Origin of the sequence: Rhizobium sp. NZLR1 (assembly GCF_017357385.1) — a bacterium.
Classification (GTDB): Bacteria; Pseudomonadota; Alphaproteobacteria; order Rhizobiales; family Rhizobiaceae; genus Rhizobium.
In genome coordinates this window covers 2,067,931-2,083,834 of sequence record NZ_CP071632.1, presented here as the reverse complement: position 1 = coordinate 2,083,834, position 15,904 = coordinate 2,067,931, and the positions used below count along the sequence as shown (strand labels likewise).

Below are 15,904 nucleotides of genomic sequence, written 5' to 3'. Positions count from 1 at the left end.
GTGCTAACAATGGCGCGCGGATGAGACCGTCGGGAGGGCGTAGCCCGAGCGACGGTCTCATCCGCGCGCTGCGATTTTTCGACGGGTGTCAGCCGGCCTTTCGGGCCTGGCTTTGCGTGAGGCGATAGCTGTCGCCGTCCATCTCGAGGATGTTGACGTGGCGGGTGATGCGGTCCAGCAGAGCGCTGGTCAGGTGCTCGGATCCAAACGCCATCGGCCCACTCCGAAGCTGATCAAAATTCTTCAGGGTGCTAAACAGATTGCGCCGGCTTGCGGCGTCAGGCTTGCAAGCCGGCGACTGCCGAGGAAAAGGCAATAGAGCGAATAACAGCATCCGCTACGTCGGCCGGACGCTCCATGGATGCCACCAGCGCGTTCCCTTCCTTGAGATATATGGGAAAGCGCTCCCTAAACTTACGATCTTCTGTCGCATGTTGAAAGCCAAACCCTCGTTTCAGTTGGCGTTCAACAACAACCGCCGTCGCGACCTCAATGTCCAAAGACGGCAGCAAGACGATGCCATAGCCGGTGGAAACCAATCTTCGGGCTTCGCCGTAATCATAGGTGCCTGCTTGTGCGGCCAGGAATCCCGACGGCGTGACAAAGATATGCGGCGCCGGATTTGTCATCGCCGGAAGCTTCGCGAGCGCCAGGTTTTCCGCGCGGTAACGCTCATAGCCGTGGGAAGCAATGAACGTCCCGATTGTCTCCAGACGCTCGCAGAATTCCAGATCGAGGTCGATAAGCCCGCAGCCGAGCTTCTCTGCGAGTTGCCGGCCAAGGGTGGATTTTCCGACGCCGCCAGGTCCTAGAAGGAAAATGGCCTCACATGGCCGCCACGGCCTGCGAACCTCGATGTGAATTTGCGCCATCGGCCTCAGCCTCCAATTGCCGCCATTCCAGCCAGCAGTAATAGCCTTTCAGCACGACTCACCTCCCCGTCTTCAACGTCTCGACGAGAGTAGCGCCAAAAAAATCACTCCAAGGAATTTTCAGGCTGACAGGTCGCCGAGAACCTTCAAAATATGATCGTGGATTACGGTGGCGGTTTTTTCCGGTGATGCGGAAGTGACGTCGAGGGTCAATGTGTTTAGATGGAGCGGCTCGAAAACCCGAGCCCTCCGACTGCGGTGCCTTGAGGCTGCCACGTCGGTGGACTTCAACTTGTCGCGTCGCTCTGGTTTCGAAACGCGGCGAGCCAATTCCTCTTCATCACAAAGCAATCGCACCGGCACCAGAACCGCCTCACACGCTTCAGCGGCATTGGCGATCTGTCGAAAGGTACGAAGGCTTCTCTCGTCACCCGCAAGGCCGGCATGGGTGAAAATGAAATTGGCGGACGGCGTATAAGCGGTGATTGCGTCAAGGACGGCTTGCCGAACTCGACCTGTGAACTCCCATACTCCGTTTGGAAGCGCCGCCGTTCCATCCTCATCCAGCAGGCGCAGTATCGGATTATTGATCCAGTGGTTGTCGACAATCTTTGCCGAAACGATTGCGCTCAACTCTTTTGCAATGGTCAGCTTCCCAACTCCCGGGAAGCCTATCAGCACTATGCGAATACCCATGTTTCGCGACACCGTCGTTTTCAGAAGCCATTCAGTCTATTGGCGAACGGCATTCCGACTGAATGTGAATTCGGTATGGACAGTCAAATGGTGGCGACCCCTGCAGGAATCGAACCTGCGACAACCTGCTTAGAAGGTCCCTGGCAGGCGGGCGGATCGTTTCCGATGGTTTCACTACGTTTCCAAGTCGCTGATTTTGTTGACTTATTCAGAATTGCGGAGCATTGATTCCGCTTTCGGCGCAGACGGTTGCGCGATTTTCAAGCGGGCGTTGACCAGTCCGTCGCCCAGTTTGAAGAGGAGGAGTCCTTGTCCAAGCGAGCAATGACGACGGAAAAAATCGATGCGCTGCCGCGGCGGAAGGGTGAGCGTTATGAAGTGGCCGACCCCGGATGCGACCGCCTGTGGCTTCGGGTCGGCGCACGCGACATCGTCTTCGTCCTGGCGGTGCGCGTGGAGGGGAAGCGCGACCCCACCCGGCTCAAGCTCGGCGTCTATGCCGAGACGACGCCCGGTGGCGACGGGTCAGCGTCGGCGGATGCGAAGCCGGGGCCGCTAACACGGCTGACGTTGGAGCAGGCCAGGGAGAAGGCCCGTCGCTGGAACGCCTGGATCAAGGCGGGCCTCGATCCGCGCGCGGAGGAGGCGCGGCTGGAAGTCGAGGCCGCGAAGCGCTCCGGGGCCACCTTCCGCCGGGCGCTCGAGGACTATCTCGCCCACATGCCAGGACGCAAGCACAACAAGTCAGTGGTGGAACAGGAGAAGCACCTGCGGCGGGAGCTGCTCGACCGTCCCGAACGCAACCCGTTCCTCGACAAGCCCTTGGTCCAGATTGACGATCTGGCCGTCGCCGCGATCGTCGCGGCGGTCAGGAACCGTCCCGCCCCGACGTCGGCGTTCAACCTTTTCAGACTGATCAGGACCTTCTTCGCCTGGGCGTATGCTTCCGAGAACCGACTCCGCTACTATCTTGGGCCTAACAACCCGATGGCGGGCCGCAAGGGAAGCGAGTACGGGCTGGGGCCCACGAAGCGGCGACGGTTCCTTGACGACGACGAGCGCGCGGCCTATCTGCGGGCGGCGGCGGCGACGCCATATCCATACGGGCCTTTCTACGAAGCTATGCTGAAGATGGGCCAGCGAGAGGGCGAAACGGCGGGCATTCGCCGATCGGAGATCGACATGGCGGACCGGCTGTGGACGATCCCCAAGGAGCGCTTCAAGTCGAACCGGGCTCACGCCGTGCCGCTGTCCGACCAGATGATGGCGCTGATCGAGGCGGTGTTAAACCGTCTGCCGGCCGACATGGCGACTGCCTGTTCAGCCTCGACAACGGCCAGACGCCGATCTCGGATTTTGGCGCCCCCGTGCAGGCGTTCAAACAGGCTGTGCTTGAGGAGCTGCGCAAGGTCAAGCCCGGCGCCAAGATGGAGCCGTGGCAGCTCGAGGATACCCGCCGCACGGTGCGGACCAATCTTGCGCGGTTAAAGGTGCGCATCGAGGTAGCCGAGGCCGTTATCGGCCACGCGAAGAAGGGCCTGGACGAGACCTACAATCTCTACGAGTACCTTCCTGAACGTGAGGAGGCGCTCGCGCTCTGGGCGGCGGCCGCCGATCCCGTCGCTCCGAAGCCCCGCGCCAGTCGCTCCCGCGCGGCAAACTCACGCAGCCGTAGCGGAGGGCAGCCCCGATGATGACCCGCGAGCAACTGCATCGCATGGTATGGTCGGCGCCGTCGACGAAACTCGCGCGCGGACTGTCGGTGTCGGACAGTTACCTGAACCGGGTCTGTCGGATCCTCGCGGTGCCCCGGCCCGCCCGCGGCTACTGGGCGAAGCGAGCCGCGGGCCAGCGCCCGCCCATCGTCCCGCTTCCACCAGCGCCGCCCGGCACGCCGCCCGGCTGGTCCAAGGGAATGCCGGTCGCGCTGTTCCGGTCGCGTGCGTCGGTCGCCGACGTCACAATCCTCATCGATCGCGCCGCACGGATCTTCGGCTCGTCCAAAACCGACGGCGGCGGAGCCTACCTGCGGCCGCGCTGGCGGAAGGGGCTCCTCGACCTGACGACGACGCGGCCCTGCCTGCCCAAGTGTCTGAGCTTCGCCGCAGAACTGTTCGCCGCTCTCGCGGCGCGCGGCCATCGCGCCGGGATCGCACCGCCGTGCGAGGTCTTCGTCCGCACGAATGTGGATCGACGGCAGATCGCGGAAGGACCGGAGTATGGGGTCGGTGAAAAACTCTGGTCACCGTTCTGCCCCACCGTCGCTTATGTCGGGCGCTTCCCGGTGGGTCTGGCGATCGTCGAGATCTGCGAATACCGGCCGATGCACTACGTTGGATGCGGCCGCTTCGTGTCGGAGTCCGAGTATGTGCGGCTTTCTCCGGCGGAGCGCGGCGGCCACACCTTGCGGCGCATGATGCATGTGGCGGCGGGCCGCTTGAAGCTGATCGCGTATTCGCCGGTCTTCGGCGACGACTGGCGGCTGGAATGGACGGAGACGCCGGGCTCGGCGCTCGAGCGTCGCCTGGACACCATCATCGACGAGATCGAGGCCACGGCGTCACGAATTCTCGAGCCGGACGCCGGGGCGTCGCCAGACTGACCTCGCGGGCGTCAGACCGGCTTCGGCACGTCATGTTCGACGCGCGGTCGAGCGTGCGCCGTGGCGAGCAAGATGCCGTGCCGGTTCCGCTCACGACAGGCGACCGATCATGCATCGCTGCCAATCGATCACCAGGCAAATGCCCTTCGAGGACGGGCTCAAACAGGAGGAAACACCATGACCACCGAACGTTGCAACGGACTGGGCTTGTCGGACCCGGCCAGGAGGTCGGCGGCGCCCGGCCCGAGGAGCTTCGCCGAGCATGAAGTCGCCTGTTTCTGGGCGGCGTGCGGGGAGACGCCCGATCCTTTCGGGACACTTTTCAAGATTCTGCTGTTGACTGGCGTTCGCCCCATCTGCGCCACCGGTGCGCGGTGCACCGACGTCGACTTCTCGGAGCGGATCTGGAACCTCCCCGGCTGGCCCTATCCCTTGGCCATGCCGCTTGTCGCACAGACCGAGCGCCTGCTACGGAACGTATGCCGTGATCGCGCGCGACAGGACGAGCGGTTGTTTCGGCCTGGCCGAGGCGGTGCGATCTCGGCCGCCGCGCTGGCCAGGGCCCGCTCTTCGCTCGCCAAGACGATGGACGACATCTGCCGGCGAAACTTCGCGGGACGCACCATAGCGCCCTGGGAAATCCGCGCCCTGCGTTTCACGGTAAGATCCTGGTTGACCTACGACAGGGGCCGCGACTTCGCCGAACTGGTGCTGGGACAAACGAACGATAGATCTCGAAGGCTGTCGGAGTTCTGGTGCAAAATCCCCGTCCGTCGCGACGGTCTCCAAGCATGGGAGACGGCCGTCATGGCCATGGTCGGAGGAGACGTGACGTGATGGGCCTCGACATCGTCTTCATCCGCATCTTGAGGCGCTGCCTTCGCGCACAGGCTCCCGACTCTACGAAAGGGATCGGAAAGGCGGTCCATCCCGAAGCCCTTCGATCGGGGAACGGTATCTTGTCCGCCTGTAGAAGAGCGCGCGATCGATGACGGCCGATGCCGGCGATGCGATATCGATCCAATCGACGAGCGTCATCAGACCATGCTTCGGGAGCGGTCTGCTGTAACAGATGCCAACGCTTATCTGGAATGCGCGCAACGCGACGCTGTCATTGAGGTCGCCGTCGGCGTCGTGCGAATCCAGGATGACGAACCGAGCACCGCTCCGCTCCAGTTCGACGATCGTAGCGTTTGCGCGCTCTGTTAACACGACGGTCGCCCCTAGCACGACGAAGAGCGCGAGGAGCTGGGCGGCCGTCTCTGGCTTGTGTTGTATGATGACTCGGCATCCGGCAAGCGGCTGCGACAATTTCGGACCACCCTGTGTAGCGTGGTGGGACAAGCATGAATCCTAGCTTCAGGTTTCAGTCGCGTTAACATCGTGTCCGGGAAGAAATCGTCCGCCTGCGCTGCTAGGTCAGGCCATCGATTGGAACTGCCTTGGTTGGAAGCCACGTATGAAGCGCGCTTCTACGGCACTTCCCAGCAGCGCGCAGTTTGTGACGACGAGGCGTAGCCCCGGCGATCGATTGCTTTGGTGAAGTAATCCTTCTCGCTCCGCTCCGCTAGATCCGGCCGCCCATTCGGATCCTTCTCCTTGGATTGTTGACAACAGCCCCTCGAATGAACATTGTGCTCACCACATGAGCAAGGCGCTCATGAGTCTCAATTGGAGCGGGAATACAATGGCAATTCTACGATACGGCGAACCTGACAAGAATTCTTCCTTGCGGTCCATATCGGCCCGCGCTCGCGCGTTGCGATCGCTGTCGGTCGACCTGCGAACGATCGTCATGTCCAGGGCGCTGCCGATCCTCGACGAAACGGAAGTGCCGATCGTGGAGGATTGGTTTGTCGACAAGCTGATGCTGCCGACGCTCGTCGGCCACATCCACTATCCTGGGCACTCCGATCCAAAGGCCTCGGGCGAATGGCGCTTCACGGCCCCGATCGAGCTGTTGTCGCTTGCGGGCGGGTGCGCGCTCGCCACCTCTCGATGGTATCGCCTCGGATCGGCGCTCCCTATCGCAAACGACACCCTGGCTGCCTGGAGCTTTCCCGATGAGCCGTGATCGACGTCTAAGCCGCCTTTCGCGTCGCGGGCATGTAGTCGAATCCCTGAGCAAGGGCCCGGCAATGTTTCTGGCCTATTCATGTATCCGCCGAACACTGCGATCCCAGTTTCACCTGATGAAGGGCTGCCCGTCGACGGTGATCTTGCTGGCCCCCGACCTGAAGACTCTTGGCGTGCATAGAAGGGCCGCGGAGCTGCTGCTCGACGGACGCGCTCTGAGAGGCCGGACCTCCGTCGAAGGACGCGCCGTCGTGCATGCCATCGAGTCCCATAAGAACAGAGACGAAGGCCGGCTCACCGAGGAACTTGCAAACTGCAACGTCGTCCTGATTCTTGCTCGTCACCTTGACGTGGTGCCGGCAGAGCTGGCCGCAACGGCCGACGCCACGCTCACTCTCGAACGGCCGGATGCACGAGTCATTCATGCGGCACGAGCGCTTCTGCGGCGCAAACCGATCAACGAGCAGGCAGCCGCCGCCTTGGCGGATTGCGACTTCCATGTCCTGGCACGTGCTCTCACGAAATATCAGTTGGGAATCCACGAGGCCGCTGCGCTGAGGAAGCGATCTGTGGGAATTTCCGTTGGGGGCCCTTCACTAGATGACATCCCCGGCTACGCGTCCTTGAAACCTTGGGCGCGTTCATTGGCCGAGGACCTGGCAAAAGAACGCTCCGGCGAGATCGGGTGGCAGGACGTCGATCGCGGTCTTCTGATCTATGGCCCTCCTGGAACAGGAAAGACCTTCTTCGCCACGGCGCTTTCGCGGTCCTGCGGCCTTCCGCTGGTCATGGCGTCGGTGTCAAAATGGCAGTCGGCCGGCCATCTCGGCGATCTCCTTGCCGCGATGAAAGCGACCTTCGAAAAAGCCCGCTCTAAGCAGCCCTCGATCTTGTTCCTGGACGAGCTGGACTCGATCGGTGACCGGACCAGGTTCAGGGGGGAACACCGAGTCTACTCGACACAAGTCGTCAACTACCTGCTGGAATGTATCGACGGCGTCGAGGGACGAGACAAGATCGTCGTGGTCGCTGCGACCAATTTCCCGGAGGCGATAGACCCGGCGCTCCTTCGAAGCGGACGCATCGAACGTCACGTGCGACTCGATCTGCCGGATACGGACGAGCGCGCCGACATCCTCCGCTTTCATCTAGGATTTGCCTGCATCTCGGACGAGCTGCGATCATTGGCCGCCGATCTGGACGGATGGACGCCCGCCGATCTGGAACGATTGGCGCGAGACGCGAAGCGTCATGCCCGAGCCAAGGAGCGACCGACCAAATTAGCCGACGTCGCGGATGCGCTTCCTGCGCTGCGAACGCTATCGGACGAGACCGTCGCAAGGGTATCGATACACGAAGCGGGCCACGCCGTCGTCACGCTGCTGCTCTGGTCGGACATGAAGGTCGCTCTATCTGTGCGGAGGAACTACAGGCCTACAGCGTCGACCGAGCGGCTTGGCCACGCACGATTTTCCCACCCCGAGCCCGAAGTGCATACTCGCGAATCCTTGGAAAATTTGATCTGCGGGGCCCTCGCGGGCGCGGCGGCCGAAGAGCTGGTACTGGGGGCGCACTCCAACGGTGCCGCGGGGAGACAGGGCAGCGATATCGAATACGCAACCCGTTTGGCGACCCTGATCGTGGCGTCCTACGGAATGGGCGAAAGTCTGCTGTTCGCGCTCGAGGAAACGAAGATCGAGGCGAACACGGCGTGCCGCCTGCCCAGTGCCATGCAATCCGAAATCAGCGGTATTATGCGAAAGCAGTTCGACAGGGCGAAAGCTCTTCTCTCCCAGCAAGTCACGGTCCTGAAATCGCTCACGGATAATTTGCTTGAGAAAGAGAGCCTCGCCGCCGACGAGGTCGCAACGCTCTTCCGGCGGGGTGCGTCGACCATTCTCAAGCGGTGAGACAGGCGGTCTCACCGATCTGTGCGTACCATGGCGACTGCCGGCCCGTGGCCGGCGTTGCCGTCGATGAAGACCACCCCTTGCCCCTCGAGGGCGTCCCTCACCTTTTCGATCGCGTCGACCAGGACGTTGGATTCGCCCTTCTCTAATCGAACAATGATCTGACGGCTGACGCCCGCCAAGGCCGCCAGCTCGTCCTGGCTAAGTCCTGCCAGGGCGCGGGCTGCCCTGAGCGCGCTCATGATTTCCGACGTCGAATCCATACCCGGAGCAGGCGACAAATAGCGCGGATTGTCAACAATTAGGATAAAGGATTCGCGCCGTTGCGCGGAGCTCTCACGTGGGTCGTCGGCGCTTCAATTTCTCCCTCGGTCGTCCCTCGTTCACCCGTTTGCGGGACAGAGGATGTCCGTGCTCCGGGCGTTGTTCAGACGGAGGTTCGCCCGCGCTCTCGTTCCCTGATCGCGGTGCCTTCGTCGGGTGCTGCAGGCCTTTCTCCAAAGGAGGCTCGTTCAAAGCGGATCTCCCACGTCTGTGTGCGCCGACACTCTACAAGCTGCCCTTGTTATTAGCCAGCGATCACGATGGAGGCGCTCGGCCCCGAGCATCCATAAAGGCGTGACAAGATAGTCGCGCGAGCCCCGCCCAGCGCCAAGTCACGGCTCGTTGACCACGAGGCTGTCACGCCTCTGGCAGCAATAGCAGGACCCGCTCCGCTCCCCCATCTGCGAGTACGCCTCGGCATTCGTCCGGCGGAATGGTGGGTGCGGATCAGATCGGAAATGCAAGCCGCTCCGGCACCCATGGCCGACAGGTTCGGGCAGAAGAGAGGAGCCCTGCGGGGCGCGTCTTTCGAATGCCGATATGCCTGGCAGAACCGCATGTTTCCGGATTGCCGCCGAGCAGCAGGTTCTAGTCATGGCAGACCCACTCCGTTCGCTCTGGTGGCTTGAGTAGCATCTTTGGACGCCAGCAGAACTATCGGTCCGCTTGATCCGCTTCGAGCACTCGGATTCCAAAGATCCGGCCGAGATTTCGACGCGAATGTTTAAGGCCGGTTTGAGGCGGCATCGCAAAGGTGCCATTTCATCTGATAGCCGTAATCGTCCTTGTGACCATAACACCAGCCGAACGTGTCGAGCAGGGCACCAATTTCTTTCCGCCTCGCGCACGCCGTCTGCGTCTCAGGACTGTCGGGACTGGTGCTGCCGCGGCATTCGCCGTTCTCCACATGCCACTGGCTAATGATCCGCTCCGGGGCCTGGGCGCCTCTGTCCGTCGCGAGCACCTTGCTGTTTTCGGATTCGATCTGGCTCGTTGCCGGATTCCAGACAAGCGCAAACTCAGCCATCCCGGACGAGGTCTTGCCTCTTTCACGGCTTCTTGCGAACCACTCGATGACGCCGGATACGTCACATTTCTCCTCACATACTGCCGCCTCGGATCCGGGCTTGACGCTGTAGATTCGCTCCGGCCATCGCTGCGCGAACGTCGCCTTGTCCTTCATGACGGCGTCGCGGTCGACGACCCTGCCGTAGAATGTCACCTGGTCCTCATAGGCCTTGCGCATAAAGGCAAGCGCCGTCGAGTTATCGCGAGACCAGGCCTCGTGGTATCGCCGAATAAAATCGAGGGCATTGTCCCTAGATGTGCGAGGCGCAGTCACCGTGGCCCCGGACTTAGCACTCGGGCTGGAGACTGGCTTATCGACCGGTTCAGATGATGGGGCTGTCTGTACCGTTACGGTATCGTTGGACGTGATGATATCCCAGTCGCGCATCTCGGCTGTCGTCAGATACCGCATGTCCGAGCTCTCTATAGAGAGGCTGAGCCTGAGCAGGTTCGGGCTCACTCCCATATCGGAGAGGTAGCCGATGATCTCGCCGGTCATTATCTGCACCGTGGCGACGGCGGTCTTGTTGTCGAGTGCTGCGTCGTCCGAGAACGAAGCCTGATGGACGCCGATCGAACCAGCTTCGGCCGAGCGCTTCACGCCGCCGATAAATGCGAGGGCGCATGCCGAGGCGCACTGCGTCGATCGGATCTGAACGGTGTTTGCCGACAACGCACGGATCGCTCGTCCGATCTTGATTGCAGCCACGACGCTTCCGCCATTGGAGTCAAAGCTTATGACGGTCGGCTGATACTCGGAGTACACGGCGGCGAGTTTCATCGGATCGTCAGAGGGTTCGAACTCGCCCTTGATGACCAGTAGCCGCCTGCCATCGTCGAGAGATAGCCGCTCATACGTGATCGCAGCGGCCGCATTCTGGGCATCGACGCCCACTAGCGCCAAGGCGATCACGAGAATGGAGAGAAGTTTTGCAATAAGGCTCATCGGGCGTGGCTGGGAGCGGTCAATCACAACAGACTCTCCTGACGTAGGTGTTGCCGATCGTGACCATCGAGTCCTTCGCGATCAGCCCATGGCTCTTCAGGGCATTGGAAACATCTTTCGCCTCTTGCTCGGTATAGAGGTCGTGCAATGTGACGGCGAACCACCCATTGGCAGCCAGGTGCACGCTCAATGGCACAGGCGACCCCTTCACGAACTCCTGGGCGTCTGGCAACGAATTGAAGCTTTTTACCTGAACATAACGTTGCTCGCCGGAGTCCTCATCGAACTGGCTGACGTGAACCCACGAGTAGTGCATGAAGCCGACCAGCCCGGCGACGGAAACCTTGTACCAATCGCGGCGGATATCGAGAATGTCGACGGATGCGCCGTTTCCAGCATCGCCGATCGCCTTTGCGTCGGCGTCCGCGGAAAGCTTGACCGGAGCCCTGCCCTTGGGATGTCGGACAGTGCCATCTCTTGCGAGAGGAATCACTAACGACGGATCGGACTTCGCCTGGACGCCGCGTGGCACCGGGGCATCTCGCGCGACGTCGCGAGGTTCTACCTTTGTCGACAGATCAGGTGACGGCGAGCCGGTCGTGACCCGATATTTCGCCATCTCGCTTCCTGACAGGTACCGAATGTCGTTGCTGTCGTAGGAAAGCGAGAGCTGGAGAAGCGCTGGATCGACGCCCATCTCCGACATATAGCCAATGACCTCCGCAGTCGTCTCCTGTACGGCGGAGACGGCGTCGTTGATCTTCATGCCCTGCGTGTCGTTGAAGGATGACTTGTGGACGCCGATCGAGCCCGGCTGTGCGAGACGGCTGACGCCTCCGAGGAACGCGAGCGAACAGGCCGAGGCGCACTCTGCTTGTCGCACTTGAATTGTCGAGAGCCCGAGCGTGCGAATGAGGCGGCCCAGTTCGATAGCCTTGGCTACATTGCCGCCGGGACTATCAAAGCCGATGACGGACGGGTGTTCGCGCGCGACAATCTCGCTGAAGCGTGCGAGATCGTCGGTGTACTCGAACGCGCCGCTAACGGTGACGAAAGCCCACCCGGCGTCTGTGTGACGAGCGGCATATTCCAGCCCGGCATTTGCTTGACCTATCGCGGCCCCAAGAAACATCGCTACAGCAGCGACCGGAAACTTTAACGACATCTGACGCACCCCAACTCAGGAGATCAAATGCACAGTCCACTTCAGGTCGCAAGTCTCGCGTCATCGGAGGACGAAATGACAACGCCGCAAGTCGAGCGCAGGACCACAGCGTCGTGTCTGACGAGTTCTATCGCGTCGGCAAAAAGACGGCGACGCCCTCCTCATGAACCCGACCTAGTGGCAGCAACGTTCTCAAGAGATGCGGATTCGGCGTGTCACCTGGCCATTGCTTTCCCAGTATGTGTGCTTTTTGGCGATCAAGGGGTCGTCCATGGCCGGTTGGATCTGCCCGGTGCTACTGATCGCGCGTGAGGTCACAGTGTGTTCTCCAGGAGAGGGATTTGCCCAATCCAAGGACCAAATTTTCCAAGCGTGATCGGCTTCCTCACTGTGGTCAATGATCGCTGGTTTCCATGGCGTTTGATCGATTTGCACTTCGACCCGGTCGATTGGCGCCCCCCAGGCCGCGCCGATAATGCGGTAACCTGAGTCTGTCCGCGTGACTTTGGCAGGTGCGGACTTTATCAGGGCTCGGCCGACGGAAGTCTCAGCCCAAACTGTCTCCCCGTCGTGCTCTTCCTCCCGGATGGTGACATAGTCGCGGGCCATCAGCAGGCTCATAAAACGGGAGTCGCGAACCTCGATTTCCTTCAGCCACTTGACGTTGGCGATGCCGTACCAGCCCGGAGCGATCAGCCGCAGCGGAAAACCATTGGGCGTCGGCAGGGTCGCGCCGTTCATTTCGTAGCAGAGTAGATTGTCGGGGCTCATTGCATCTGCGAGCGACATGCTCCGAGCGAAGTTCTGTTGCATCTTGATGTCGCGTATTTCGATGTCGCCTCTGTCGGTACCGAAGAAGACAACCTCGATGCCATTATCAAGGACGCCGGCTTCCTGGAGGATTGGCGCAAGCGGCGTGCCTGCCCAGCGGGCATTGCCGATGCCGCCCGTGAAAAATGGGAACCCGTGGTTACCCGAGCATTCCACTGTAAAAACGACCTCCTGTCGCGGTCGCGCCTTGATGTCGGCAAGCGTCAGTTTTAACGGCTTCTTGACCAGGCCGCCGATATCGAGGGACCACGATTTCTCGTCAATCGCCGGTCGATTGAAATGCGCGATGCTGAAGAACTTGTCATTTGGAGTTATGAAGCTATCCAAGTCTTCCCAGACGAGCTGCGTCTGGATCACGGCAGGATTGGGATTTTCCGTCGGCTGATCGAGCCACGGAATAACCTTCGCGCCCGCCTGCGTCGGAAAAGCGTTGCCCCCCGAAGCGTACAGACCCGCGATTGCGGCGAGCACCGCACTTCCTTGAACGATAAATTCCCTGCGTTGAAGATCAGGCATGTTCTTCCCCCCCGAATGCCATCCGGAACGGGCTGCAATGCGCCTTGGGCCCTTAGTCTGAAGGACGGATATGCGCACGATGTTTACCCACCCGGAGATGCCCCGGACGAGGTCAAGCGTCAGCTTCGCATATCAATTATGCAGCACCGGACGACTTCTACTTTGCCTCGTATATGCGCGATTGCGAAAATAGTCCAGAGTTATGGATAGAATCCTGAGGGAAACTCGGAATAACCGACCAGATGCTGCCACGGCACGTTGCCGTGCTTATCTGGCTCCCAGTGGACCAACCGGCATCCGATACCGCTAACACGACATACGTTGGTAAATCTGGCCTGATCTACCCGCCCTTGATGCTGCGTCCTCTGGCCGGAAGGACCGACAATTTCGATTTGGGAAAGGATTTCCCGCCCTCGACATGCAATAGGAGGCGTCCACCTGTGCGAACGGGATGAGCCATCAAAAAATCGATTGACGACATGATGCACCTTTTTTTGGACTGATCGAACCAACAATTGGATCATCTGGTTCGCCGAGCGGCGCTCCGGTATCACTGCTGGGTTTGGAACCAACCCGGTCGTTCGCCCGTGGGCGATGAAAGAAGACGTCGGGCGCGAGGAGCCGTGTCGCGAGGTGCGCAAGCCGTCGATGCCGCGAAGGTAGGCCTCGAAGAGCGCGGCCCGGCGTGGTGGACGGACGGAGAGCCGGATCTCAATCGGCATATGGCTCGGACGACAACGTACGCAGAGTGGTATCGGGAACACACGGGCGGCCGAAGCTATTTGCTGCTCGTGTCCGCCATGTCAGTGTGCCGATGGACGAGCTTCCATTCGCCGTTTTCACGTCGGAAGACCTCCGTGACGCGTAGGGACATCGGGACCTCTCGAACTCTAGCCGCGCGTTTCGCCGCTCGTGCAAGTTTTTTCTAGGTCGGCAGGTGTGATAAGTCTTAGCTTGTCCTCGCGCAGGTTCCTTGCAGAGAGAGCCTGATTGAAATGTTAGGCGAGGATTCCGTCTTATCGATGCACTTAAATACTTCTCAATGGATATCGGAGATTGTGCAGAGGCAATCACCGAATGGTCACCATGAGATCTCCCCGCTTTGATATTCGTGCCAAGAAGCTGCGCACGATCTTTTCCCCAAAGAACATCGAGAGGATTTGGAAGGAGAAAGTTAAAGTCTCCATGCGCGATCAATTCATTTGCGACGGGATCGAGAACTTCGACTTTCACGTGTCGCGCAAGGTAGAGAGCCAGAAACTCTCGCACCTGATCTTGTCCGGTGACTACGTGCCGCAGAAGGCACAGCGAATTCTCGTCGAAAAGAGCAAAGGTCTTTGCAGGCAGCTCGTCATTCCGAGTGTACGGGATGCAATTGTCCTGCAGTGCCTATCTGATGCTCTCTACTCTGAGATAAATGGCAAGGCACCGACGAACAAGGCGTTCTTTGAACCCAAGGATCACAAATTCTCGTCGCCTCCGAGCGGCTACGGCACGTTCGCCGCTTGGCTAAATTTTCAGAAAGAGCTTTTCAAGTTTTCAAAGACGCGCAAGTTCATCGTCGTGACGGACATCGCCAACTACTACGACAGCATTTCGTACGTCCATCTCCGGAACGCGATTGCTTCTATCAGTGGCGTTGAGGAATGTGTGATCGACATGCTGATCTACGTCCTCGGCGATCTGCTTTGGCAACCGGACTACACTCCTCGCATTGAGGTCGGTTTGCCGCAAATCAATCTCGATGCACCCCGCTTGCTGGCCCACTGCTTCCTCTACGAGCTAGATTCCTTCCTCGCCAGCGATCCCGGACGGGACTTCGTGCGCTACATGGATGACATCGATATTGGCGTCGACACGATCGTCGACGCTAAGCGGGCTTTGAAGACAGTCGATCTTGTCCTCCAGACGAAGCAGGTTCGTTTGAACAGCGGTAAGACGGTCATTCTAACCCAGCACGAGGCTATTCGACATTTCCGGATTTTCGAGAACGCGCGCCTGGATACGGTGCAGGCAAGCGTCGACCACCGGCTAAAACACGGTCTTCCCATGGACAGGCAACGCGCCCATGTTGAAGCCAGAGTAAGGCAAGGGGTACGCAAAAAATTATTCGATGCTGGAAACGGCGAAAAGATCCTGAAGCGATGGCTGGGACTTGCGGCAAAAACCGGCGCTGTCGTCAAGCCGGAAGTCCTCGAAGACCTCATTAAACGGCGACCGGCCGTCCGGGAGAATGTCTATTCGTTGATCAGAAGCCGTCCTCTTACTCCGTCCGTCGCAGGCGTGCTAGCAAGGGCAGGTCAGTCGGGCCTTCTTGTTGACGACGCCGCGATGGTAGAAATGGCTAACTATCTCGTTGAGACCTTGGTCAAGACAAGGCGGTGTCATCAGTTGCTTGAAACAGTCATCGCAAGCAACGACCCTCAGAACTATTTTGGACTTTATTCAAGGCTTTGGCTGCAGTCGAAATATGGAACGACGGCCCAGCTTTTCGCGACTCTTCAAGACACCCGCAGAATTTGGGCCCCGCATGAGCGGCTGGGACGTCTGGCAGCATCGTTCTTTCCCTTGTTTCTCGGTTCATCCGAAGAAGGTCCCCTTAAGAACCTTCTTGCGGATACCCTGAACGCCGGGGTGCGCGAGGCCTATAAATTCCATATGAATCTTGCCAAGGACCTCCCGACCTTCAAGGGAATGTTCGACGCGTTAAAGGCTCCTAATCCGTCCCGCGGAACCGGCATAACGCACGCGAAATTCCTTTGCCTCGTATCCGCACTAAGCAATCCCGCCGCACCAGCCGCTCAGGTTACCACCTTGAGAACCAATCATTTCCGTGCCTTCGAGGACACTTACTACAACGCGACAGCCAAGCGTCTCTCGATCTAACTCAGTCGAAGA

13 protein-coding genes and 1 pseudogene are annotated in these 15,904 nt (G+C 60.0%); 6 read left to right on the top strand and 8 right to left on the bottom strand.

The genetic code is table 11. The annotated features are described in order from the left end of the window. Positions 1-88 precede the first annotated feature (88 nt). The 3 genes and pseudogenes from J3O30_RS10425 to J3O30_RS10415 all read right to left on the bottom strand — a co-directional run. Positions 89-205, bottom strand: a pseudogene (locus tag J3O30_RS10425) (ATP-binding protein); the annotation flags it as partial. A gap of 73 nt (positions 206-278) precedes the next feature. Continuing rightward, a complete protein-coding gene (locus J3O30_RS10420) occupies positions 279-872 on the bottom strand; it encodes a shikimate kinase (RefSeq protein ID WP_207584060.1) in 594 nt (197 codons plus the stop codon). A 120-nt stretch (positions 873-992) separates the two neighbouring features. Next, entirely contained in the window at positions 993-1,568 is a 576-nt protein-coding gene (locus J3O30_RS10415; RefSeq protein WP_207584059.1) for an AAA family ATPase, read from the bottom strand. Between the two features lie 249 nt (positions 1,569-1,817). Between J3O30_RS10415 and J3O30_RS10410 the strand changes: the two genes are divergently transcribed. From J3O30_RS10410 to J3O30_RS10400, 3 genes are all read left to right on the top strand, one after another. Continuing rightward, positions 1,818-3,056: an integrase family protein gene (locus J3O30_RS10410; RefSeq protein WP_207584058.1), complete on the top strand. Its 1,239-nt coding sequence runs from the start codon at positions 1,818-1,820 to the stop codon at positions 3,054-3,056. A 202-nt stretch (positions 3,057-3,258) separates the two neighbouring features. Further along, positions 3,259-4,170 carry a hypothetical protein gene (locus tag J3O30_RS10405; RefSeq protein ID WP_207584057.1) on the top strand — a complete coding sequence of 304 codons (912 nt, stop codon included), beginning with the start codon at positions 3,259-3,261 and terminating at the stop codon, positions 4,168-4,170. Positions 4,171-4,347: 177 nt separating this feature from the next. After that, entirely contained in the window at positions 4,348-5,007 is a 660-nt protein-coding gene (locus J3O30_RS10400) for a hypothetical protein (protein ID WP_207584056.1), read from the top strand. Between the two features lie 63 nt (positions 5,008-5,070). On the opposite strand, the gene J3O30_RS10395 is transcribed toward J3O30_RS10400, so the two are convergent. After that, entirely contained in the window at positions 5,071-5,481 is a 411-nt protein-coding gene (locus J3O30_RS10395; RefSeq protein WP_207584055.1) for a hypothetical protein, read from the bottom strand. Between the two features lie 418 nt (positions 5,482-5,899). Here J3O30_RS10395 and J3O30_RS10390 point away from each other — a divergent pair, with 418 nt between their 5' ends. Further along, positions 5,900-6,244, top strand: coding sequence for a hypothetical protein (locus J3O30_RS10390; protein ID WP_207584054.1), 345 nt, complete (start codon positions 5,900-5,902; stop codon positions 6,242-6,244). 64 nt (positions 6,245-6,308) lie between these two features. Continuing rightward, entirely contained in the window at positions 6,309-8,156 is a 1,848-nt protein-coding gene (locus J3O30_RS10385) for an AAA family ATPase (RefSeq protein ID WP_207584053.1), read from the top strand. An 11-nt stretch (positions 8,157-8,167) separates the two neighbouring features. Here the strand turns inward: J3O30_RS10385 and J3O30_RS10380 are convergent, their stop codons facing one another. The 4 genes from J3O30_RS10380 to J3O30_RS10365 form a co-directional block, all read right to left on the bottom strand. Then, complete coding sequence (locus J3O30_RS10380; RefSeq protein WP_207584052.1) at positions 8,168-8,419, bottom strand: helix-turn-helix transcriptional regulator; 252 nt, start codon at positions 8,417-8,419, stop codon at positions 8,168-8,170. Between the two features lie 785 nt (positions 8,420-9,204). Next, positions 9,205-10,443, bottom strand: coding sequence for a hypothetical protein (locus tag J3O30_RS10375; RefSeq protein WP_246762745.1), 1,239 nt, complete (start codon positions 10,441-10,443; stop codon positions 9,205-9,207). 70 nt (positions 10,444-10,513) lie between these two features. Continuing rightward, positions 10,514-11,659, bottom strand: coding sequence for a hypothetical protein (locus J3O30_RS10370; protein WP_207584051.1), 1,146 nt, complete (start codon positions 11,657-11,659; stop codon positions 10,514-10,516). A gap of 192 nt (positions 11,660-11,851) precedes the next feature. Further along, a complete protein-coding gene (locus J3O30_RS10365) occupies positions 11,852-13,006 on the bottom strand; it encodes a sulfite oxidase (RefSeq protein ID WP_207584050.1) in 1,155 nt (384 codons plus the stop codon). Between the two features lie 1,077 nt (positions 13,007-14,083). Between J3O30_RS10365 and J3O30_RS10355 the strand changes: the two genes are divergently transcribed. Then, positions 14,084-15,892 (top strand): RNA-directed DNA polymerase, encoded by a 1,809-nt coding sequence (locus J3O30_RS10355; RefSeq protein WP_207584048.1) that lies wholly within the window; start codon positions 14,084-14,086, stop codon positions 15,890-15,892. Positions 15,893-15,904 lie beyond the last annotated feature (12 nt).